The sequence below is a fragment of the Salmonella sp. 32031103-2018-00083-FB-01-SM-01 genome (assembly GCF_017571995.1).
In the GTDB taxonomy this organism is placed as follows: domain Bacteria; phylum Pseudomonadota; class Gammaproteobacteria; order Enterobacterales; family Enterobacteriaceae; genus Salmonella; species Salmonella enterica.
The window spans coordinates 576760-599967 of the sequence record NZ_JAGEQL010000003.1 but is presented as its reverse complement, the minus strand read 5'-3'; the positions used below and the strand labels follow the sequence as shown (position 1 = coordinate 599967).

The 23208-nt window shown below is 52.7% G+C and carries 17 protein-coding genes and 2 pseudogenes; 17 read left to right on the top strand and 2 right to left on the bottom strand.

Annotation, left to right across the window (positions count from 1 at the left end; genetic code table 11):
- From tssM to J4614_RS12520, 8 genes are all read left to right on the top strand, one after another.
- Entirely contained in the window at window positions 1-3870 is a 3870-nt protein-coding gene (gene tssM / locus J4614_RS12555) for a type VI secretion system membrane subunit TssM (protein WP_080177806.1), read from the top strand.
- Window positions 3870-4652, top strand: coding sequence for a TagF domain-containing protein (locus tag J4614_RS12550; RefSeq protein ID WP_061377247.1), 783 nt, complete (start codon window positions 3870-3872; stop codon window positions 4650-4652). Before tssM ends, J4614_RS12550 begins: the two co-directional genes overlap by 1 nt.
- Window positions 4649-5488 (top strand): hypothetical protein, encoded by an 840-nt coding sequence (locus tag J4614_RS12545; RefSeq protein WP_000654209.1) that lies wholly within the window; start codon window positions 4649-4651, stop codon window positions 5486-5488. Before J4614_RS12550 ends, J4614_RS12545 begins: the two co-directional genes overlap by 4 nt.
- 374 nt (window positions 5489-5862) lie before the next feature.
- The gene (locus J4614_RS12540) at window positions 5863-8055 is read left to right on the top strand and encodes a type VI secretion system Vgr family protein (RefSeq protein WP_031564747.1); all 2193 of its coding nucleotides are present in this window, start codon (window positions 5863-5865) and stop codon (window positions 8053-8055) included.
- 23 nt (window positions 8056-8078) lie between these two features.
- Complete coding sequence (locus tag J4614_RS12535) at window positions 8079-8525, top strand: DcrB-related protein (protein ID WP_000375832.1); 447 nt, start codon at window positions 8079-8081, stop codon at window positions 8523-8525.
- An 18-nt stretch (window positions 8526-8543) separates the two neighbouring features.
- Window positions 8544-12602: an RHS repeat-associated core domain-containing protein gene (locus J4614_RS12530; protein WP_080177807.1), complete on the top strand. Its 4059-nt coding sequence runs from the start codon at window positions 8544-8546 to the stop codon at window positions 12600-12602.
- Window positions 12568-12933 carry a hypothetical protein gene (locus J4614_RS12525; RefSeq protein ID WP_001231281.1) on the top strand — a complete coding sequence of 122 codons (366 nt, stop codon included), beginning with the start codon at window positions 12568-12570 and terminating at the stop codon, window positions 12931-12933. Before J4614_RS12530 ends, J4614_RS12525 begins: the two co-directional genes overlap by 35 nt.
- Window positions 12934-13665: 732 nt before the next feature.
- The gene (locus tag J4614_RS12520; protein WP_058215053.1) at window positions 13666-14043 is read left to right on the top strand and encodes an Imm8 family immunity protein; all 378 of its coding nucleotides are present in this window, start codon (window positions 13666-13668) and stop codon (window positions 14041-14043) included.
- 89 nt (window positions 14044-14132) lie between these two features.
- On the opposite strand, the gene J4614_RS12515 is transcribed toward J4614_RS12520, so the two are convergent.
- Window positions 14133-14369 carry a hypothetical protein gene (locus J4614_RS12515; RefSeq protein WP_058215052.1) on the bottom strand — a complete coding sequence of 79 codons (237 nt, stop codon included), beginning with the start codon at window positions 14367-14369 and terminating at the stop codon, window positions 14133-14135.
- Between the two features lie 184 nt (window positions 14370-14553).
- On the opposite strand from J4614_RS12515, the gene J4614_RS22145 reads away from it, so the two are divergent.
- Together J4614_RS22145 and J4614_RS12505 are read left to right on the top strand one after the other, a co-directional pair.
- Complete coding sequence (locus tag J4614_RS22145; protein WP_077908336.1) at window positions 14554-14727, top strand: RHS repeat-associated core domain-containing protein; 174 nt, start codon at window positions 14554-14556, stop codon at window positions 14725-14727.
- A gap of 82 nt (window positions 14728-14809) precedes the next feature.
- Window positions 14810-15088 carry a hypothetical protein gene (locus J4614_RS12505; protein WP_012664366.1) on the top strand — a complete coding sequence of 93 codons (279 nt, stop codon included), beginning with the start codon at window positions 14810-14812 and terminating at the stop codon, window positions 15086-15088.
- Between the two features lie 66 nt (window positions 15089-15154).
- Here the strand turns inward: J4614_RS12505 and J4614_RS12500 are convergent, their stop codons facing one another.
- On the bottom strand, window positions 15155-15469 hold the full coding sequence (locus J4614_RS12500; RefSeq protein ID WP_072103250.1) for a SymE family type I addiction module toxin: 315 nt from the start codon (window positions 15467-15469) through the stop codon (window positions 15155-15157).
- A 52-nt stretch (window positions 15470-15521) separates the two neighbouring features.
- Here J4614_RS12500 and J4614_RS12495 point away from each other — a divergent pair.
- The 7 genes and pseudogenes from J4614_RS12495 (at window position 15522) to J4614_RS12465 (ending at window position 22882) form a co-directional block, all read left to right on the top strand.
- A pseudogene (locus J4614_RS12495) lies at window positions 15522-16223 on the top strand (integrase core domain-containing protein).
- A 763-nt stretch (window positions 16224-16986) separates the two neighbouring features.
- Window positions 16987-17481 carry a Saf-pilin pilus formation protein SafA gene (locus tag J4614_RS12490; RefSeq protein WP_000835846.1) on the top strand — a complete coding sequence of 165 codons (495 nt, stop codon included), beginning with the start codon at window positions 16987-16989 and terminating at the stop codon, window positions 17479-17481.
- Window positions 17482-17564: 83 nt separating this feature from the next.
- Window positions 17565-18302, top strand: coding sequence for a pili assembly chaperone SafB (gene safB, locus J4614_RS12485; RefSeq protein WP_001530955.1), 738 nt, complete (start codon window positions 17565-17567; stop codon window positions 18300-18302).
- Window positions 18303-18325: 23 nt separating this feature from the next.
- A complete protein-coding gene (locus J4614_RS12480; protein WP_000669620.1) occupies window positions 18326-20836 on the top strand; it encodes a fimbrial biogenesis outer membrane usher protein in 2511 nt (836 codons plus the stop codon).
- Between the two features lie 21 nt (window positions 20837-20857).
- Complete coding sequence (gene afaD / locus J4614_RS12475) at window positions 20858-21328, top strand: AfaD family invasin (protein WP_000266936.1); 471 nt, start codon at window positions 20858-20860, stop codon at window positions 21326-21328.
- 409 nt (window positions 21329-21737) lie between these two features.
- Complete coding sequence (locus J4614_RS12470; protein ID WP_000119391.1) at window positions 21738-22559, top strand: polysaccharide deacetylase family protein; 822 nt, start codon at window positions 21738-21740, stop codon at window positions 22557-22559.
- 82 nt (window positions 22560-22641) lie between these two features.
- Window positions 22642-22882 (top strand): annotated as a pseudogene (locus J4614_RS12465) (PerC family transcriptional regulator).
- The last annotated feature ends 326 nt before the right edge of the window (window positions 22883-23208 follow it).

Genomic DNA, 23208 nt, shown 5'->3' with positions numbered 1-23208 from the left:
ATGCAAAAATTTCTTAGTCTGCTTTTTTCCCGGCGCGCGCTGGCAGTTGTGGGCGTTCTGGTTCTGGCGCTACTGGTCTGGTTTGTCGGGCCGCTGGTGTCATTTGATACCCTGCGCCCGCTGGCCTCCGTGGGTAGCCGGGTAGTGACCATTGCCCTGTTGCTGATGCTGCTGGTACTGTGGCTGGTCAACTGGTCGATGAGTATCATCGGCATCAGTGTCCTGTGCCTGGCGATTGGCTTCGTCACACCGCTGCTGGCCCTGGGCGATGTCCATCCGTTTGCGCCGCTGTGGGTCCGCCTGACCCTGATTGGTTTCATCCTGCTGATGTACGCGCTGTACGGCCTGTACCGGCTGTGGCGTGCGCTGCGTATGGATGAACAACTGCTGCGTCGCTTCCTGCATCCTCGCGGGGAAGAGGTACCGGTGGCAGGCGAGATCAAAGCCGACCTGCGCACCGTCAACCATATTGTCACGCAGGCCATCCGGCAGCTGCGGCAGTTGCGGGTGGATATGCCTGGCTGGCGTAAAATCTTCGAGGGAAAACGCTTTCTGTATGAGCTGCCGTGGTTCATGGTGGTCGGCAGTCCCGGCGACGGCAAAACCACGGCCCTGCTGAACACCGGATTGCAGTTCCCGCTGGCGGAGCAAATGGAGCAGACCTCGCGTATCCTGACAGTGCCGGGTGGCGGCACGCTACACTGCGACTGGTGGTTTACCAATGAAGCGGTGTTGATTGATACCGCCGGACGCTACGCCCGCCACGATGACGGTGGTGAAGCGAGCGCCGCGCAGCGTAACGCCGGAGAGTGGCAGGGCTTTCTCGGTCTGCTGCGTAAACATCGCCCCGGCGCGCCGCTTAACGGCGTGATCCTGACGCTAAACGTGGCGGATTTAACCGCACAGTCACCGGCGGAACGCCTGGCGGCCTGCGCCGCTCTGCGGGCGCGACTGGCAGAACTGCGCGAGACCCTGGGGATTCGCTTTCCGGTCTATCTGGTGGTCACCAAAATGGATTTGTTGCCGGGTTTCAGCGAGTATTTTCGCACGCTGACCAGCCATCTTCGCGCACAAATCTGGGGCTTCACGTTGCCGTACAGCCGCAGGCGAAAAGCGGGCGACCCGCAGGCGCTGCATGCCGCCTGCGCACAGGAGCTGGCGCGCCTGACGCTGCGGCTGGATCAGGGACTGGATACCCGGTTACAGGAAGAGTACGACCTTAAAAGCCGCCAGCGGCTGTATACCTTCCCGCGTGAGTTCGCCGCCCTCGGCGAGCCGTTGCTGGAGGCTATTGAACAGATCTTCCTCGATTCAAAATTCGATGCCACGCAACTGAATAACACGCTGCGCGGGGTGTTTTTCACCAGTGCCGCGCAGGCGCAGGCCGACGCCGTGGCCGACCAGTTGAGTATCTGGCAGCGCTTTGTCCGGGCGATAAAAACCGCCCGTGGCGAATCCTCCACCTCTCTCCCACACGCTCTGCCGGACGGCAATCGCAGCTACTTTCTGCATGACCTGCTGACGCAGTTTATTTTCCGTGAAGCGCACCTGGTGGAGCCAAACCTCCAGTGGGCCTGGCGTTACCGCCTGCTGCGCCTCGGCGGGCACCTGCTGGTACTGGTGCTGGCATTCCTGCTGTGGCAGGGGATGCAGACCAGCCAGCAGACCAACGGCGACTATCTGAATGAAATCAGCGCCCGCGCGACCCGGCTGGATGGTGAAGTGAAAGCCTACACCGGTAAACCGGCGATGGCTCCCGTCCCGGCACTGCTGGACAGCGCAAGGGAACTGTCCGCCTGGCCGGAACTGGACCCGGACGCGCCGCCGCTGACCTGGCGCTACGGCCTGTACAGCGTACCGCCGGTAACCGACAGCGTGGCGTCGCTGTACAACCGTCTGCTGGATCAACTGCTGCTGCCGCCGCTGGTGAAACGGATGGAGTATGTGCTGGCGGACGCCATTGCCCGTCAGGACAGTAAAGCGGCCTACGATGCCCTGCGCATCTATCTGCTACTGAATCTGGATAAAGATCACGAAGATAAATACAACGCGGCGGAGATCCAGTCGTGGGTGATTAACGATCTGGGGAACAGCGACAGCGTGGCCGGGTTCGGCGGGCGCGCCGCCGTGCTGACGCATATCGAAGCGCTGTTTGACGGCAGCCGGGTGGTGCATTCACCGTATGAGAAAGATGAGGCGCTGATCCGCCAGGCGCGGGCATTCCTCGACGGTCACACCAGTACCGAGCGTATCTACGCGCGGGCGCTGGCGGCAATGGAGAGCGAAGCGCCGCAGGAGTTCACGCTGGTACGCGCCGTCGGCGCGGATGCGGGAACGGTGTTTGTGCGTAGCAACGGCGCGCCGCTGGATCGGGGCGTGCCGGGTATTTTTACCCGTGAAGGATACCGGGAGCTGTTCGACAAACGATTACCGGAATTTGTGGCGGCGGCGACGGCGAACGATGGCTGGGTGATGGGCCGGGAGAGTACGCCAAAAAAGCTGACTGACAGCCTGCGCAGCCAGATACCGGGGCAGGAGCAGTCTGTCGCCCGCGAAGTCCGCCGTTTGTACCTGACGGAATATGCCCGCCGCTGGCAGGATTTTCTGGACAGTATCCATAGTATCAACAGTGCCGGGGAAGAGGGCAGTTCCGGCCTGGCCTATGATTTACAGGTGCTGCGCACCCTGGCGTCGCCGGACTCACCGCTGATGCGGCTGGGAAAAGCGGTGGTGGAGCAGACCACGCTGGTGCCGCCGCCGGACCCGCAGGCCAGACAGAAACAACTGGCGCAGCGCGCATCCGGTAACGCGGGGAAAGTGGTACAGACGGCAAAACTGTTCCAGGATATTCACCCGGAAGAACGGCTGGAAAAAACGCTGGTGGATGACCGTTTCGCCGCGCTGCGCGAGGTCATTGCCGGGCGGACGGACGGCGGACAGAGCGGCAGTGGGACGATGCAGATCGCTTCGCTGCTGACCATGCTCAACGAGTATTACACCCAACTGACCATTGCTGATAGCGCGCTGGCAGCGGGGACGTTGCCAGCGCGCATTACTGCCGCAGACAAGTTGCAACTGGAGGCGGCGAAACTGCCCGCGCCGCTGAAAAACATCCTGCTGGATCTGACGAAGCAGGGAACGCGAAAAATCAACGCCGGGACCGGCGATGTGCTGAACACTCAGATGGAGGCGATGATGGGCGACGACTGCCGTGACGCCATCGACGGGCGCTATCCGTTCGCCGACAGTCCGCAGGAGGTCAGCGCCGAGGACTTTAACCGCATCTTCGCCAGCGGTGGCGTACTGGATGCTTTCTGGAGCAAACAACTGGCTCCGCTGGCGGACACCGCCAGCGACCCGTGGCGCTACAAACCGACCGAAGGCAACATGACGTTGCAGGGGCCGGATTTAACGCCGTTTCAGCAGGCGAAGCAGATCCGCAGCGTATTTTTTAACAGCGAGGGCGGGAAAAAATTTTCCTGGTCGATGCAGATTAGCGTGGTGGATATGGACCCGGCCATCACGGAACTGGTGATTGATATCGACGGCCAGGTGCTGCGCTACGCCCATGGTCCGGACCGGCCCCTGAAAGTGACGTGGCCGGGACCGCGCAACGGCTCGATGGCGGAAATCACCGCCAGCCCGCGTATTCGCCAGGACACCTCAACGCTACTGACCGGCGGGCCGTGGGCGCTGTTTCATCTGCTGGACGCCGGAATGGTACAGGAAACGGCGGTGCGGGGGCGGCAACTGGTGGAATATGATTTTGACGGTCGTCGGGTGGTGCTGGAAATCACCGCCGGGCGGGATTTTAACCCGGTCAGCCGGGAGCTGTTGCAGAACTTCAGTTGCCCGGCGAGGGCGCTGTAATGCGCCGGCCAGCGGTGGTATCAGCCCCGGCGATGTTCGGCAGGCTGCCGGACCAGCGCGACTATGTGCGCTGGCGGGTGGGCGCTGAAGAGGGACGAATATGGCAGGACTGGCTGAACCGCCAGACGTGGGTGGGCAGCGGGCGGCATATCGTGTTGCCTGAAGGCCAGACGACCGATGAAGAGCGTGACGGCTGGATGCACCTGTCGCCGCGTGGCGAACATGATATGCCCGCGCCGGAACACCATCCGCTGCCGTGGAGCTTTGTGATGTCGCCGGGATTTTTGCCGATGGGGGGGACGACTGACTGGCTGACCGGAGTGCTGATGGCGTCACGGGATAGCGTGGGACGCCCGTGGCCGCTGGTGATTTACCAGCGCTGTGGTCGGGAGTGGCTGGACGAGAGTTTGCAGGAGACGCAGGGCTGGCTGTACTGGCTGGCGAGGCTGGCGGCGCAGCATATCACGCCGGACACGATGCGGCGCGGGCGGCTGACGGAGCAGGTGGACCAGCTATGGGCGATGTGGCAGCCGGGGCCGTGGTGGGCGCAGTGGCTGCGTGGGTTACGACGTACATCGCAGCGCAGCCGGGAACTTACCGGGCTGCCGGATGAAGCACCGGTAGTAGAACTGCCGGGCGTGCGTTATCTGCCGTGGCCGGGCTGGCCAGGTAAGACGCTGGGGCAGGCAACACCGGGGCAAGGCTGGTTCTGGCAGCAGAACAGTGAAGGGCGGTATGTGGATGCGCTGCGACTGGCGGAGAATAACAGGAGGGAAGAGTGAAAGACTTATGGCAGACAGCACTGAACACGCAAGAACAAAATAGTTTCGCTGCAACCTGTAAGCCAGAAGATAATTTGTTGTTAAACGGTGTATTTTTGTGGGTTGAAACCACAGGTGCGGGTCATGCTTTTGTCTCTGTACATATGGATAATTCTGTTTATTTGTACACTTACGGGCGGTATGGAAGGACTGGCTCTAGTGCGACTGTCGGAGATGGTATTTTAAACTTCTTTGAAGATGAAGATGCCCGATCTTATTATCGTTATGAGCTATATCAGATGGAAGCACATGTGTTTGAAATAAATGATGCTAATCCGATATTGGTTCGTGAATTTTTTGAAAAATTGTGGAATGCAGCAAAACCACCTGTTCCTACAAAATCAATGACGGACAGGGTAAAGTTGCGGGGGCGTACAATTGATATTTATGATGTAACCGGAAATAATTGTACGACACACTCCGTTGAGGGGATTAAATATTCTGGTTCGAAAATATTTGAGACAAAATATATATTACCTTCTATACAGTCATCATTTGGGGTATCTGCTTCGCCACAGTTAACAGTTGACACAGAGATAGATTTCACGATCCCTTTCTCATTACAACAATACCTTATTGAGAAAAGTTCTGATTTTTCATCAATGTCAGTAATGAATATGACCAGTGAATTCAGGCAACAATATCCTAATATTGGTGATAAAAGTGGAGCAGCACAGGGATTGAGCGCTGTACTGATGGGGGTGGGAGCAAAAAGTTCTGCTTCATCAGGTACCTCGTCGCCATATTCTGGTGGTACATCTGGCGGTTCTCTGGGGAGTTCATACAATGACAAATAAATTCTGGATACGCTGGGGGATTATTTTATTTATCTCTGCCATTTATTATATTGTTGTTTTTTATTTTAATATTATATTTGCAGTGAACTACTCGGAAACGATGAGCATGGGAGGGGATTTTAGTTCGTCCCAGTGTGTCTGGTTTGCCAGACAACTCTTATCGGATCATAATTATGTGTTCATTGTTTCAGTTGTGGGTTTTTTAATTTGTATGCCACTTATTTTGCTGGCTTTCAAAAAAATAAGATAAGCATTGCATTTTTTTTGAAACGTAAGCGCTTTTTTGTGCTTTTTAAAATATGTTTGTGCCAGTGGAATGTTATTTCCGACTGCCAAATACTGCGCTTAAATTTAGTATTAAAGGAGCAAATACCATGAGTTTTGTATCCACAAATAATAAATCCGGTATGGGGGGGCTGACGACAACCACGCCGCCGATAACAGGTGAAAACAGTGGAACTACAGCAGGTTCGGTTGCCGGAAGCGTGGCGGGAGCCGCAGAAGCGGCAGTGGAACAGGCGCTGGGATCTCTGATGGGCGACCTGCCTGAACCGTCGGGGTTGGTGAAAGCAGCGGTGGCTGCGGCGGCACAGGCTGCGGCAGCGGCGGGCGCGGCGCAGGATGTGATATCGGCACTAATTTCTGGTGCAACCAGCGGGCCGGGCGCACATAACGTGACGGTCAGCGGCAGCGCAGTTCCACCGCAGATGCTGCTGTTTTCCAGTCTGAACGGCTCGGAAGCTCTCGGTAGCTTGTTTACCTACATCGTACAGCTAAAAACGCCCGACACCCTGAATCTGGGCTATGTCTCCCCCGCAGCCAACCTGCCGCTTAAAGCCATGGTGGGCAAAGATTTGTGCGTCAACATCGAACTGGATGGCGGCGGCAAACGGCATATCAGCGGGCTGGTCACGGCGGCGCGGGTGGTGGGCCATGAAGGGCGTTCTGTTACCTATGAGCTGCGTATGGAGCCGTGGGTAAAACTGCTGACCCACACCAGCGACTACAAGGCATTCCAGAATAAAACCGTGGTGGACATTCTCGATGAAGTGCTGGCTGAGTATCCGTATCCGGTGGAAAAGCGACTGGTGGAAAGCTACCCGGTACGCACCTGGCAGGTACAGTACGGTGAAACTGATTTTGATTTTCTTCAGCGACTGATGCAGGAGTGGGGCATCTACTGGTGGTTTGAGCACAGCGAGGACAGCCACACGCTGGTGCTGGCGGATGCCATCAGTACACATCACGCCTGCCCGGATTCACCGGAGGTAGAATGGCATCAAAAAGGGTTAAAGCTGGATAAAGCATTTATCCACACCATTATAGCCAATGAAAGTCTGCGTACCGGGCAGTGGGTACTGGATGATTTTGACTTTAAAAAACCGCGCTCGCGGCTGGCGAACACAGTGGCAAACCCGCGTGAAACCGGCCATGCCAGTTACGAACACTACGAATGGCCGGGCGATTATTTCGACAAGGGCGAAGGCGAAATGCTGACGCGCATTCGTATGGAAGCGCAGCGCAGCCCTGGCAGCCGGGTTCACGGTGCCGGGAATATCCGTACGCTGATGACTGGCTACACCTTTGCGTTGATGAATCACCCTACGGCAGAACTCAACCAGGAATATCTGTTGGCGCAGACTACGCTGTTTGTGCAGGACAACGCGCAGCACAGCGGGCAGGACCAGCACTTTACCTTCTCCACCCGTTTTGAACTGCACCCCACCCGCGAGGTGTACCGCCCGCAGCGAACCATCAGCAAACCCCACACCAAAGGACCGCAGAGCGCCATTGTCACCGGCCCGTCGGGCCAGGAAATCTGGACGGATCAGTACGGGCGGGTAAAGGTACAGTTTGGCTGGGATCGCTACGGCAAAATGGATGAAAACAGCTCCTGCTGGATACGCGTCAGCTACCCATGGGCGGGCAAAGGCTTCGGGATGATCCAGATCCCGCGTATCGGCCAGGAAGTGCTGGTGGATTTCAAAAACGGCGATCCGGATCTGCCGATCATCGTGGGGCGTACCTACAACCAGGACACCATGCCGCCGTGGGGACTGCCGGGAATGGCGTCGCAGAGCGGGATCTTCAGCCACTCGCTGTATGGCGGGCCAACGAACGGCAACATGCTGCGTTTTGATGATAAAACCGGCGCGGAGGAAGTGAAGTTCCACGCGGAAAAAGATCTCAACACCACGGTGAAGAATAATGAAACACATACGGTAATGGTGGATCGCACTAAAACCATTATTAAAAATGAAACCAACAGTATTGGTGAGGACAGAAACACCACGGTAACGAAGAATGACGGCCTTTCCGTAAAACTGGCGCAGACGATCAATATCGGCACCACTTATCGTTTAGATGTTGGCGATCAATTCACGCTTCGCTGCGGCAATGCGGCGCTTGTTTTACATAAGGACGGCTCCATTGAGTTTTGTGGCAAGCAACTGATGTTACATACCAGCGATGTCATGCAACTGATTGGTAAAGGTATTGATATGAACCCGGATGGCGGCACAGCCGTAACCGCCGATGATATTGCCCCCCTTCCCACCTCTGAGTGATCCGAATTAAACCTGGAGTTCTCATGGATCGACCATACCGCATACAGGAAGGGTGTTTTGTCCTGCCTGAAACATTTACGGATCGCAGCGTTAATATTTTTATCCTGGAGGGCAATGAACGAACATCGCCCAGCCTGAATATTTCCCGCGATACGCTAAAACCTGATGAAGACCTGCCCGCCTATATTGACCGCCAGATTGCACTGATGAAAAAAAATCTCGGTCAGCACCGGGTATTGTCGCGAGCGCCTGCACAGGCAGGAACGGGCAATGATGCCCTTATGGGGGAACAAATTGCCGCCACCCATAAATCCGGGAAAACGGAAGTGTACCAGCGTCAGGCCGGGTTTATTGCAACCCCTGGCAAGGTACTGGTCTTCACCCTGACCAGTCCCCGTCCTTTTGATGATAAAGCAGACCTGCTCTGGAACACTTGGCTGGCAGGCTTTCAGCCGGATAAAAACGAATAATCACACGGAGGTGTGACCATGTATGAAGCAGCCCGTGTGGATGACCCTATCTACCACACCAGTGCGCTCGCCGGGTTTCTTATCGGCGCTATCATCGGCATCGCCATTATCGCGCTTGCCGCCTTTGCCTTCTTTAGCTGCGGTTTTCTTGCCGGGCTGATTCTGGGTTTTATGGCCGATCAAATAGCCTCCGGGGTATTGCAACTGGGCGAGGCCATCGGGCGCTCCATCCACCACACGGCAGGAAAAATCCTCACCGGTTCGGAGAATGTCAGCACCAACAGTCGCCCGGCGGCGCGCGCGGTACTGAGTACGGTGAAATGCGATAACCATATCGCAGAAAAACGCATCGCCCAGGGGTCGGAAAATATCTACATTAACAGCCAGCCCGCCGCCCGTAAGGATGACCACACCGAATGCGACGCGGTGATTGAAGACGGTTCGCCGAATGTGTTTCTGGGCGGCGGTACGCAGACGGTACTGGAAATCAGTTCTGAAATTCCGGACTGGCTGCGCAAGGTGGTGGATGTATTGTTTGTCGTGGCGAGTCTGCTCGGCGGGCTGGCCGGGGCGTGGCGGCAGGCGGCAAAGCTGGGGACGAAATTTGGCACTAAATGTGCCGCTAAGTTTATCGGCGGGGAGCTTGCCGGGATGGCCGTGGGTGAGGCTATCAGCGGGCTGTTCAGCAATCCGGTGGATGTGACCACCGGGCAGAAAATCCTGCTGCCGGAAACGGACTTCACCCTGCCCGGTCGCCTGCCGGTCACCTGCTCGCGTTTTTACGCCAGCCACCTGGAAACCGTGGGACTGTTGGGACGGGGCTGGCGGCTGAACTGGGAAACCAGCCTGCGCGAGGACGATGAACACATCACGCTGACCGGCGTACAGGGGCGGGAACTGTGTTACCCGAAAACGATGCTGACGCCCGGCCACCAGATATTTGACCCGAAAGAACAGTTATACCTCAGCCGCCTGCATGACGGGCGTTACGTGCTGCATTACACCGATCGCAGCTATTACGTATTTGGTGATTTTGACAGTGACGGCATGGCATACCTGCTGTTTATGGAGACGCCGCACCGCCAGCGCATTGTCTTCGGGCACGAAGGAGGCAGACTGGTACGGATAGCCTCCAGCAGCGGGCATCACCTGTTACTGCACCGCACACAGACCCCGGCAGGGGAGCGGCTGTCGCGAATTGAACTGGTGCAGGGCGGCACCCGTGGCAATCTGGTGGAGTACCGGTATGACGATAACGGTCAACTGACCGGCGTGGTGAACCGGGCGGGAACGCAGGTGCGGCAGTTTGCTTATGAAAACGGGCTGATGACGGCGCACAGCAATGCGGCGGGGTTCACCTGCCGCTACCGCTGGCAGGAACTCGACGGCGCGCCGCGCGTGACGGAGCACGACACCAGTGACGGCGAACATTACCGCTTTGACTATGATTTTGCCGCAGGCACCACCACCGTCACCGGCAGGCAGGGGGAGTCATGGCAGTGGTGGTACGACAGGGAGACGTATATCACCGCGCACCGGACGCCGGGCGGTGGAATGTACCGCTTCACGTACAACGAAGACCACTTCCCTGTCAACATTGAGCTGCCCGGCGGTCGCACGGTGGCGTATGAATATGACATCCAGAACCGGGTGGTGAAGACGACAGATCCGGAAGGCCGGGTGACGCAGACGCAGTGGAACGGCGAGTTCGACGAAATCACGCGCACGGCGCTGGACGATGACGCTGTCTGGAAAACGCAGTACAACGCCCACGGCCAGCCAGTGCAGGAGACGGACCCGGAAGGGCGGGTGACGCAGTACGCTTACGATGAACAGGGGCAGATGTGCAGCCGGACGGATGCGGCGGGCGGCACGGTGGTGACGGCGTTCGACAGCCGGGGGCAGATGACGCGGTACACCGACTGTTCAGGGCGCAGCACCGGATATGACCACGATGAGGACGGCAACCTGACGCGGGTGACGGACGCGGAAGGGAAGGTGGTACGCATCAGCTACAACCGGCTTGGGTTGCCGGAGACGGTGAACTCACCGGGGAAACAGCAGGACAGGTATACCTGGAATGCGCTGGGGCTGATGAGCAGCCACCGGCGCATCACGGGGAGCGTGGAGAGCTGGCGGTATACGCCGCGCGGTCTGCTGGCGGCGCACACGGATGAGGAGAAGCGCGAGACGCGCTGGCAGTACACGCCGGAAGGCCGGGTGGCAGTGCTGACCAACGGCAACGGGGCGCAGTACCGGTTCAGTCACGATGCGGACGGCAGGCTGGTGCGTGAGGTGCGCCCGGACGGGCTGAGCCGTACTTTTATCCTGGACGGCAGCGGTTATCTGACGGCGATACAGACCACGGGCACGCAGGGCGGGGTGCGGCGGGAGACGCAGCAGCGGGATGCGCTGGGCCGCCTGTTACGGACGGAGAATGAACACGGCCAGCGGACGTTCAGCTACAACCGGCTGGACCAGATAACGGCAGTGACGCTCACGCCCACGGAGGCGGGGCAACAGCAGCACCGGATGCAGGCCGACACGGTGCGTTTTGAGTATGACCGCAGCGGCTGGCTGACGGCGGAGCACGCGGGGAACGGCAGCATACGTTATCAGCGCGATGCGCTGGGCAACCCGACGGACATCACGCTGCCGGACGGGCAGCACCTGACGCATCTGTATTACGGGAGCGGGCATCTGTTACAGACGGCGCTGGACGGCCTGACGGTGAGCGAGTATGAGCGCGACAGCCTGCACCGTCAGATAATGCGCACGCAGGGGCAGCTTGCGACGTACAGCGGTTATGACGACGACGGTCTGCTGAGCTGGCAGCGCAGCCTGGCGCCCGGCAGTGCCCCTGTTCTTCCCGGCCAGCGCCCGGCGCAGCAGGGCTGCGTGACGTCGAGGGACTATTACTGGAACAACCACGGCGAGGTGGGCACGATTGACGACAGCCTGCGTGGCAGCGTGGTGTACAGCTATGACAGAAGCGGTTACCTGACCGGGCGCTCAGGTCAGATGTATGACCATGACCGTTATTATTACGATAAGGCGGGCAACCTGCTGGATAACGAAGGGCAGGGTCCGGTGATGAACAACCGGCTGCCGGGCTGTGGTCGTGACCGTTACGGTTATAACGAGTGGGGCGAGCTGACCACGCGGCGCGACCAGCAACTGGAGTGGAACGCGCAGGGGCAGCTGACGCGGGTCATCAGCGGCAACACGGAGACGCACTACGGCTACGATGCGCTGGGGAGGCGAACCCGCAAGGCGACGTACGGGCGGCACACGGGCCATACGGCGCGGAGCCGGACGGACTTTGTGTGGGAGGGGTTCAGGCTGTTGCAGGAGAACGTGCAGCAGCAGGGCTGGCGGACCTATCTGTACGATGCGGAACAGCCGTACACGCCGGTGGCGAGCGTTACGGGAAAGGGAGAAAGCAGGCAGGTGTGGTATTACCACACGGACGTGACGGGCACGCCGCAGGAGGTGACGGCGGCGGACGGAACGCTGGTGTGGGCGGGATATATCAGGGGGTTTGGAGAGAATGCGGCGGACATCAGCAACAGCGGGGCGTACTTTCACCAGCCGCTGCGGCTGCCGGGGCAGTATTTTGACGACGAGACAGGGCTGCATTACAATCTGTTCAGATATTATGCACCGGAGTGTGGCAGGTTCGTCAGTCAGGATCCGATTGGGCTAAGGGGCGGGTTAAACCTTTATGCGTACTGCCCTAATCCACTGACATGGATCGATCCACTTGGCCTTGACGTTATTCGTTTACGGCATTACACAAGTAATCAAGGTTTTGCGGCAATAAAAGAAAGTATGAAGATACTTGCAGGTGACCAAAATGCTGTATTTGCTGTTAGAGCAAAAGGGAAACCATTAAGTATGGCTGATGCGGCAGATAAATTTAAAATAAAACAAAATCACGCCAGAAATTATATTGACTTTGATATAGATACCAATCGAGTGGAGTTTAGGAAAAATGACTTAGGTGTTGAGGAATATAAGATAAAAGGTGACATTGAACTAGATGAGAAAACAACTGAATTTAATAAGAGATGCTAAAGCTATGAGAGAATATAACTCAGAAAATACAGACAATCTAAAAGATGTTTTGATATCTTTAGAAGAGATTGTTACTGTAATAGATAAGATTGGCTCTGGGTTTGATAAAAGTGGCAAAATGGCATTAGCGTTGTTGCTATTCTTTAATCAATGCAGTGTATTAGATAAACTATCCAGAACAAGAAAATACTTATATCAAGAGTTAGAAGCCAGATTAACTCCTGAAGAATATGATGAGTGGATAGAGAAAAATTTTCCTTTATGGAAACCGCCATATGATAAAACAGAAGAGGAAATGTTGGAAATGCTAAATTCTGCGATGCGAAAATAAATATTTTTGATATAGTATCAAATAGCTGATTAAAACCCGAAAGATCTCCCCCGGTTAAGCTGCACTGAGTCAGTCAGTCTCTTGACCGATATAGCTTACTGTGTCCCGTACCCAGTTCGCGCCGATATGAGGGATGTACCTGTATATCAATTGGACTATATTTAAATTACCCGTTGATTTATAGTACTTTTGTGCAGATGAAAATTATCACGTTATGGTGGTAGTGCATGAATTACGATGTAAAACCTTTGACTCATTACGACCTAAATTAGGTAGTACGATCCATAAACTGGACGCTTTGTGTAACTTGATCCGATAGGGCTGGCGGGGGGCTAAATCTCTACAGTTATGCACCGAATCCATTAAGCTGGATCGATCCTCTTGGTTTAACCTGCAAGTTAACAAACCAGTAGTTTAAGAATAAGCTTAAATGAATTAGAAATCAGACCGCCGCAGGTGGTAATCGGGGAATTACTGGCGTTGTATCACAGAATGATGCTTTCAGATTAGGGGAAGCATTTGTAGGTCCTAATTATAGGTTATATCCAGTGGTAAGGGACTTGTGCCAGAAGATGGTTTGAGAACATTCAGATTCCCTGCTGATAAAAGGGGATTTGATCGTGTTAACGGTCGTCCATGGTCGAAGACTGGAAAGCAAGTGAATTTTGAAACCAAAAATGGGGATGGTGATGTTATTGCCAATGTTCATTTAGACGTGGAGAATTTTCGGCCATGAAAAAAAATAAACCACAACTTATTTTATACGATATGTCTTCAACAATGTTCGATCCACTTAGTGAGTGGGAGCCTGCTTCTCTTGAAGATACATATGTGGCTGTTGATTTATGCCTTGGGATGAATGATGGTGAAAAAGGAAGCAACTATTTCTATGTGAAAGTTGCCGCTCCAGAAGCCTTGAGAAAGCGATCAAAGAATTTTCTCATATCTGATAACAGAGTTATTGTAATTGATTATTTTGATTATTATTTACTTAGGAAAGTAATCGAAAATATTCTAAAAAAATGTACAAGAGAAAATTGGGACGAATCTTGTCTTGTATTACAACGCTATTTTTTATGGGAATATGAAGATTATCATTACGAAAAATAGATAGTTAATTTTGTGAAAGATTAGTAGTAATATAAAGCCAGGAAAAAAATTAACTCTTCCCGGTTTTTTATTAACCCCCGTTTAGTCCACTAAACCAGCACATCCTTCACCCCCTGTTTAGCCTGATAAAGTTGTTCGCGCAGCTTCTGCACCTCGTTACTGTCCGCCATCAGCACAGTACCCCCCTGTGAAATCTTCACGGTGACGCCGTGCCCGGTCTCAAATCCCGCTTCTTCCTGCCAGTCGCCGCTGGGGATTTGTGAGTAACAGGTGGTCATGCAGGTTTCGCTGTTGATGTGGCGGACGCTGGCGCCGGAGGCATTCATATTTTCTGACTAAATAAATTCTTAATTATCAGCCGGATGCTGGCTGATTGTGGAGCTCAGGGTGAGTGAGTATGGGCGCGACAGCCTGGCACTGCGCCCCCCTCTCCCCGGCCAGCACCGGCCAGTGATGAGCAACCGGCTGCCGGGGCAGTATTTTGACGACGAGACGGGGCTGCATTAAAATCTGTTCAGATATTATGCACCGGAGTGTGGTTGGTTCGTCAGTCAGGACCCGATAGGGCTGAAAGGGGGATGGAGTCGATATCATTCTCCGCTGAATCCTATTACAGATAGTGATCTTCTTGGTCTTATTACTTGTGGCGCTGATAGAGGTGATCCTGGCACGTTATTAAGATGAAAAATGGTTGAAAATAATTGCATTAGTGAATGCTCATTTATGCCTTTACCTACAAAAAGTAACGGATTTGCTTGCTGGAATTGTGTTAACGAATGTAAAGGAAATCAAGGCTATTGATGTTTTTACTACAGGAATAAGTATGGTTAACGATAAGGATACAGCTATATTAATTAGTGATTTAATGTTGAGATTCGGTAAGGAGCTTGATGAATCTGTTGCTGTTGTTCAGTCCCGTTGTGATGAGGATGAATTTAAGGTATATCGAGAAGCGGTTGGTTTTATCATGGGTGAAATGCTTATTAAAATAATGAATCCATTATATGAAAAACATCCAGAAATAAAACCAAAAGGATTGAAATAAAACATCTGGAACCGGATGAATAATGTGTAAAAGCCGGAGGGGTTATCTTTTCCCGGCTTTTTATTATCAATTACTCATTAACTCCTGTTCCGTTCTTTTACGTTTAATCACCGGAATATCTCCGGTATTGTTCAGCGCCCCCAGAAATTTTTTTAACCACTGTTCTGCATTCCGTTTATTAATGCGGGTTACACCCATCCCTTCAATACAGCCAAAGAGTCCGCGGGTATGCTGCGGCGTAATCACGATGCAATCCCTCATTACCCGCACCTTGACGGGCATCCCGTTAATAAACCCCGCCTGCGGCATCCATTCACCGTACAAACGAACTGAAAGTCTCTCAACGCGTGAGTATGTAAGTATCCCGCATAATCGAGCCATTCACATTTAGAGATCATCCGGCATAATCAATCTGCCAACGCAGGAGATCGCTGTGCGTAAAGCCCGTATTACTGCGCACCAGATCATCGCTGTGATTAGATCAGTCGAATCCGGACGGACTGTTAAAGATGTCTACCGGGAGGCCGGTATTTCTGAAGCCACCAGGGACAACTGGAAGTCTGGATACGGCGGCAGGGATACGCGTGGAATCACAAAAGGCTCCACCGTATTTACTGTCTGCTCAAGCTGAATTTTCGCCGTAAGGGTAAACAACGGCTGCCGGTACGCAATCCCTCGCCACTGGTCACGCCGGAAGCGCTGAACCAGAGCTGGTTTATGGGCGTCGTTTTCGCACGTTCAATGTTGTTGATGACTGTAATCGTGAAGCGTTGTCGGTTGAAATCGATCTGAATCTGCCAGCTCTGCGAGTGGTCCGTGTACTCGACAGGATTACAGCAACCGCGGTTATCCGGCCATGCTGCGTATGGATAAGGGACCGGAATTTATCTCGCTGGCACTGGCTGAATGAGCAAAGAAACATGCAGTAAAGCTGGTGTTTATCCAGCCGGGTAAGCCGAAGAAAAACGTTTTCATCGCGCGCTTTAACCGGACATACCGTACAGAAATACTCAATTCTTATCTGTTCAGAACGCTGAATGAGGTGCGGGAAATTACGGATAAATGGTTATCAGAATATAACTGCGAACGTCCACATGAATCGCGGAACAATATGATACCGAAGGAATACCGCTAACAACATTATCTGGCCGGAATCTTAAAAATGCATGGAACTAAAACGGGTCTATTTACAGGGGCACCTGCGATGAATTTCGCTGCACTGAAAAACGATACCGGATGAGAGCTGCTTCAAATTAATGTGCCATGTTCACGGGGAGGTGGTGCGACGTTTGCATAATCCAGCAAGAACTGAAAGGAAGGGGAGAGCTTTTTCATGCCTGTATAATCAGTCTGGCCTGTGTCAGTCAGCTCTTAGTGTTGAGACTCTCGTTGGAGCGTTATAATTGCTTTTCCGTTTCGGAAAACAAGATTTTCCACTAAAGATCTTCCCTGCGAGGAAAAGTTAACTAATAATCTTACCGTCGAGTTAGGAGATGTATGTTTAAATATAAACAATGTTGCAACGATGCCTGATAATTATCCTCTCTTCGAAGATAAGTTTCCCACACCCAGTGTGGTGGGTGTCATTGTAATGTTATCACTTGAATGTAAATGGAAGGTATAATTGCTTTTTGACTAGTATTCTATTCCACCCTGACAACACGATGTTAACATCAACACTGTTTATATTGGCAATAACGCAATTTTTTTCAGATTAAGAGGTGCTCTGATATATAGATTTTTATAACATTACTTATTTGAATTGGTAACAAATACCAATAAGTACAAGCTGTTATTACCAGCCACGGATTTTTCCATACGGTAAGATTTGGTATGGCGTTATGTATTCTGGATGTGCTGGATTATTTTAATTTGGTTTAAAAAAGGTGGTTATTCAAATGAAAAGCATAAAAAAATTGATTATCGCAAGTGCGTTGAGCATGATGGCTGCTAGTTGTTATGCTTCAGTTTTGCCGAACACAGAGCAACAGAAATCAGTGGATATTAGCTTTGCCGCTCCCGAACATTTAACCATATCGTTTGATCAGATGCCAGGCTTAATGGCTGGGAAGAATGCTAAGGATATGGATATTGCGAAGCTTACAGTTGATTCTACTTCTATTAAAGAGTTCGGGGTCAGGGGGATTTCTGGCACGCTAATGAACGATGCTGGCAGTGAATGGAAAATAACTGGTAAAAATGGTGGCAACCCAATCATTGTGCGCTTTTCAGATTATGCTCTAAACAAAACTCATGTCCCGGTAATGTGGAATGGGAGAAAATGGCTCACCTTTGATACCAATGTCCCAATTGATATTATTGCAGTAGCGGGTCAGGATATCTCACCTGATACGTACCCACTGACTGTAGACGTAGTGGGATATCAGCCTTAATAGTAAACAACTATTAGTGTATTGCGCCTTGTTTAAGGCGTAATACACATCAAGTTTTTCATTTTTCTTTTACAATTTTTGATATGAAAACAATTAATTTTGTTTTAATGGCGGCAGCTTTGTTCGCCTCTAATTCTATGGTTTCAGTATATGCCGCCAGGCAGCAATTAAATTCAGCCACTAAATCATTCAGCGTGAAGCTGGGAGCTACACGTGTGATTTATCACGCTGGTACACCAAGCGCGACGCTCTCGGTGAGCAACCCGCAGAATTACCCTATTTTGGTTCAGTCTTCAGTCAAAGCAGAAGACAAAAATTCGCCAGCCCCCTTTATGGTGATGCCGCCTCTATTTCGTTTAGAAGCGAACCAGCAGAGTCAACTGCGTATTATCCGTACTGGTGGTGACATGCCAACGGATCGCGAGACTTTACAGTGGGTCTGTATAAAGGCGCTACCACCCGAAAATGAACAGTCGGATACACAGGCTAAGGGCGCGACCCTTGACCTCAATTTGTCCATCAGCACCTGTGACAAGCTGATTTTCCGCCCGGATGCCGTGAAGGGGACGCCGGAAGATGTTGCAGGAAATTTAAGATGGGTGGAGACGGGCAACAAACTTAAGGTAGAGAACCCCACCCCGTTTTACATGAATTTAGCCTCTGTCACAGTAGGGGGAAAGCCCATTACAGGGCTTGAGTATATCCCCCCCTTTGCTGACAAAACACTAAATATGCCAGGTGGCACTCGTGGTGATGTCGAGTGGAAAATTATTACAGACTTAGGTGGTGAAAGTCATCCGTTCCACTACGTTTTTAAATAAATTCAAGGATTTAGCGGCAGAAAATGAAGTTCAAACAACCTGCCTTGCTACTGTTCATCGCGGGAGTGGTTCATTGCGCAAATGCGCACGCTTACACATTCGATGCATCAATGTTGGGCGATGCAGCGAAAGGGGTTGATATGTCGCTCTTTAACCAGGGGGTACAACAGCCAGGGACTTATCGAGTGGACGTGATGGTGAATGGTAAACGTGTCGACACCCGTGATGTGGTGTTCAAATTGGAAAAGGATGGGCAAGGAACGCCTTTTCTGGCTCCTTGTTTGACGGTCAGTCAGCTTTCACGCTACGGCGTAAAAACGGAAGATTACCCTCAGTTGTGGAAAGCAGCAAAGACCCCAGATGAGTGTGCGGATCTGACCGCCATTCCACAGGCTAAAGCGGTACTGGATATCAATAATCAGCAACTGCAACTGAGTATTCCGCAGTTGGCGTTGCGTCCGGAATTTAAGGGGATCGCTCCTGAAGATCTCTGGGATGATGGTATTCCGGCGTTTCTGATGAACTACAGTGCGAGGACAACGCAGACGGATTACAAAATGGATATGGAGAGGCGTGACAACTCTTCCTGGGTACAACTGCAACCGGGAATCAATATAGGTGCGTGGCGTGTCCGCAATGCGACCAGCTGGCAGCGGAGTAGTCAACTGTCGGGGAAGTGGCAGGCAGCATATACCTATGCTGAGCGTGGACTGTACCCACTAAAAAGTCGTCTGACTCTGGGGCAAAAGACTTCGCAGGGGGAGATATTTGATAGTGTGCCATTTACCGGTGTGATGTTGGCATCGGATGACAACATGGTGCCCTACAGTGAGCGGCAGTTTGCTCCAGTAGTGCGTGGGATTGCCCGCACGCAGGCTCGGGTGGAGGTCAAACAGAATGGTTACACCATTTACAACACCACCGTGGCGCCCGGACCGTTTGCACTGCGGGATCTGTCGGTAACAGACAGTAGTGGTGATCTGCATGTCACCGTGTGGGAGGCCGATGGCAGTACACAAATGTTTGTGGTGCCGTATCAGACCCCGGCGATAGCACTGCACCAGGGATATTTGAAGTACAGCCTGTTGGCGGGCCGATACCGATCGTCAGACTCTGCAACGGATAAGGCGCAGATCGCGCAGGCTACGTTGATGTATGGTCTGCCGTGGAATCTCACTGCATACGGCGGTATACAGAGTGCAACGCACTATCAAGCTGCATTGCTTGGTTTGGGGGGATCTCTCGGGCGATGGGGGAGTTTATCTGTCGATGGAAGCGACACACACAGTCAGCGTCAGGGGGAGGCGGTACAGCAAGGAGCCTCCTGGCGACTGCGTTACAGCAACCAGCTGACTGCGACGGGGACAAATTTTTTTCTGACGAGATGGCAGTATGCCTCGCAGGGCTATAACACCTTATCCGATGTGCTCGACAGTTATCGACATGATGGCAACCGTCTATGGTCGTGGCGAGATAATTTGCAGCCGAGCTCGCGTACCACCCTGATGTTGAGTCAGTCATGGGGGAGGCATTTGGGCAATCTGAGTTTAACCGGTTCCCGTACCGACTGGCGTAATCGCCCCGGTCATGATGACAGCTACGGACTGAGTTGGGGAACCTCTATCGGAGGGGGCTCGCTGTCATTGAACTGGAATCAAAACAGAACGCTGTGGCGCAATGGCGCGCACCGTAAAGAGAACATAACCAGCCTGGGGTTCAGTATGCCATTAAGCCGCTGGACGGGGAATAATGTAAGTGCCAGTTGGCAGATGACTTCACCATCACACGGTGGTCAGACGCAACAAGTGGGGGTCAACGGAGAGGCATTCAGTCAGCAACTGGATTGGGAGGTGCGTCAGAGTTACCGTGCCGATGCCCCGCCAGGTGGTGGTAATAACAGCGCATTGCACTTGGCATGGAATGGGGCTTACGGCCTGTTAGGTGGTGACTATAGCTACAGCCGGGCGATGAGCCAGATGGGAGTCAATATCGCGGGAGGTATAGTTATCCACCATCATGGTGTGACGCTGGGGCAACCTTTGCAAGGCTCAGTGGCGCTGGTTGAAGCGCCAGGGGCCTCGGGGGTGCCAGTTGGCGGCTGGCCTGGCGTTAAGACGGATTTTCGTGGCGACACCACAGTGGGCAACCTGAACGTCTATCAGGAGAATACAGTCAGCCTCGATCCGTCGCGACTACCGGATGACGCAGAGGTCACACAAACCGATGTGCGCGTGGTGCCAACCGAAGGGGCGGTGGTGGAAGCGAAGTTTCACACTCGCATCGGGGCCAGGGCACTGATGACGCTGAAACGGGAAGATGGTAGCGCCATTCCTTTCGGGGCGCAGGTTACAGTCAATGGGCAGGATGGCAGTGCTGCTCTGGTGGATACTGATAGCCAGGTTTATCTCACTGGTCTGGCGGATAAGGGCGAACTGACGGTGAAATGGGGAGCACAGCAATGTCGGGTTAACTACCAGCTACCTGCCCACAAGGGAATCGCGGGCTTGTATCAAATGAGCGGTCTCTGCAGATAGCCGATTCTGAAGGAGAGAATAATGTGGATGAAAATACAGCGAGTGAAAACGGTTATCTATAGCGTAAGCTTACTGGTCGCTGCCAGTAGCTTGATGCCGATAGCGAACGCCGCAGAAAAACTTCAGACAACGCTACGTGTAGGGACTTACTTTCGGGCTGGGCACGTGCCAGATGGGATGGTGCTTGCGCAAGGCTGGGTGACTTATCACGGCAGTCACAGCGGGTTTCGGGTATGGAGCGATGAGCAAAAGGCGGGTAACACGCCTACCGTATTGCTGCTGAGCGGGCAACAGGATCCTCGCCATCACATTCAGGTTCGCCTGGAGGGTGAGGGGTGGCAACCAGATACAGTGAATGGTCGTGGCGCCATTTTAAGAACCGCTGCAGATAACGCCAGTTTCAGTGTGGTCGTTGATGGTAATCAGGAAGTGCCTGCGGACACCTGGACGCTGGATTTTAAGGCCTGTGCATTGGCGCAGGAGAATACGTAGACATCTGTTCCACTCATACTTCCTGTATCAGTGAATAAGGCGAATACTGTATATCAGGCTCGAGGATGTATTGAAAATTTACTCAAGGCAAATATGGTTAGCAATCTTCATTGCAGAAAAATCAATTGCTGATTGATTTTAAAATCTGAAATTCATCATTCTTTTTGTAGGGAGAGGAATATTATGTTTCGTAAAATAATTTAACGGACACTGATGCCTTTATTATTTTCTGTTTTGTGGGTTTGTTTGATTCACTCTTTTGTGAGCGGGGCTTTATAAGCCCCTGGTATAAGGTTTGTTTATCTGTCAGGTATTCATATGTGATATTTAAGATTTTATGTTTAGGGGGCTTTTTCTTGTCCCCTCAGGCGTAAAAATAATTTATTTTTTACATAAAGGAATAAAGCATATGTCTTATGCACGACATTTACCGGTATTAATGTATCACCATGTCAGTGATAAACCCGGACAGATAACCTTATCTCCCCGTACGTTCCGGGCGCAGATGAAATGGCTGGCTGAATCTGGCTGGAAAACCGTTACCGCTGCAGAGGTGGAAGCTTTTTATCATGGTGCAAGATTGCCTCGTAAAAGCGTCATGCTGACCTTTGATGGCGGCTGGCTGGATAACTGGTTGCAGGTTTTTCCGGTGCTGCAGGAGTTTAATCTGCATGCGCATCTCTTTCTTGTGACCAGTTTGATCAGTGACGGACCGGTCCGTATTCCTGCAGGCGAACCGGTGTACTCTCATGATGAGTGTCAGATGCTGGTTAAACAAGGCCGGGCTGATGAGGTCATGCTGCGCTGGTCAGAGGTCCGGGAGATGCACCTTAGTGGCCTTGTTGAGTTTCACTCGCACACGCACACCCACCGACGCTGGGACCAGAAGCCTGTGTCCCGTAATCCGTCGGATTTGCTTCGTGTCGATATTCTTCTTAGTCGTAAGCGGATGAGGGAGATGCTGGGTTACTGCAGTCAGCATCTGTGCTGGCCTGAGGGCTGGTATTGTTCTGACTATATTCATGTGGCTGAAGAGCTGGGGTTCACATACCTGTATACCACAGAAAGGCGTATGAACAATCCAGTCATCGGTTCACAGCGTATTGGTCGTATCAACACAAAGGAGCGAAAGAATGTGGGCTGGCTGAAACGTCGTCTGTTTTATCACACCACGCCCGGATTTTCTTCGCTGCTGGCCCGGCATAAGGGGGCACGTCGGATAGCTGACTGAGCCGGAGACCTGGATGAAAGTGCTGCATACCGAATCCTCCCCCATCATCGGCGGGCAGGGGTTGTAGGCTATATCCCAAATGATGGTGCTGATTTTGAGCAGAAATAAGATAACACCGGAGGCCGTGATAGACCCGGTTGCGCAGAATCTGGAGGCAGCAGGTCACTGGCGCAGGGCTTCTACCCGCTGGCTTTTGGTCATGGGAGATTTTGAATGTACAGAGGCCCAGCGGGAGTGGTTGTTGTTGCGCCGGAATTATTGCCTTGCGCAGATATCTTCCCCTGGCACCAGTAAAGCTGGATATCAGCGACGTGACGAAATGAGAGGAGCCTGCACATAGGTTTATGTTTTGAGTAAGCGTCTTATTTAAACCGTCTGTTCTGTTTCCTCCACTTTCACAAATAATGTCGAACCGGGTGGGGGGGACTCAAGTAAGAATAATCTGGCGATGTTTTGCTTGTTTCCACGGGATACTTTGTTAGGTGAACGATACAATTAATGCGTTCCAGACTGCGTCACAGAAAAGGACAATGCCTTTGCAGAACGGGCGCATGACAATGAACCACTTTATTATTGGTATCTGGTTCGGCGACAACCTTGACGATCACTTCCGAGATAGGGTATTTACACTGAGTGGTAAACAGGTTCA